This window comes from Citrobacter sp. S55_ASV_140 (assembly GCF_018919505.1).
GTDB lineage: Bacteria > Pseudomonadota > Gammaproteobacteria > Enterobacterales > Enterobacteriaceae > Citrobacter > Citrobacter werkmanii.
In genome coordinates this window covers 1-467 of record NZ_JAHLQZ010000440.1, presented here as the reverse complement: position 1 = coordinate 467, position 467 = coordinate 1, and the positions used below count along the sequence as shown (strand labels likewise).

General features: G+C 40.7%; 1 pseudogene. It reads left to right on the top strand.

The annotated features are described in order from the left end of the window. Positions 1 to 467 (top strand): annotated as a pseudogene (locus KQJ18_RS24415) (type III restriction endonuclease subunit R); the annotation flags it as partial.

The following is a 467-nucleotide window of genomic DNA, read 5'->3' as shown; positions in this document are numbered from 1 at the left end:
GTATTTAATGGTATTGAATATCCTTTGGCAAGAAATTTAGGCGCATCTCAAATTGGGGCAATCAGCTTTACTCAATATTTTGGCCCAAATGTCACTGAGGGGCTATCACTAATTGAAGCGTCTCAATCAAGCTTAAGCAATATTGCTGCATTAGGTTATGAATCCGGAAACCGTGTAATCTGGGGATGCTCGCAACGCAGAGGTAAAGTCTGGTCACCACAAAAAGGTGGCAGCATTGCTGATTGGTGCAACTGGGTTAAGAAAGCCTGGGACAAGATCTTTAGTTCTGAACCGGATCCAAACAATCTTACGCGTAACTTTTTGCGTCCTGTCCCATTACTTGAACCCTATAATGAATATCCAATATCAGCTCAATGGGGTGAGTATTTGCTTACTGCGTTCGAAGATAAAGTTATTTTTCATTTTGATACTGTATCTGCTCATTTATATTTAGTAGAGGTCAGGAC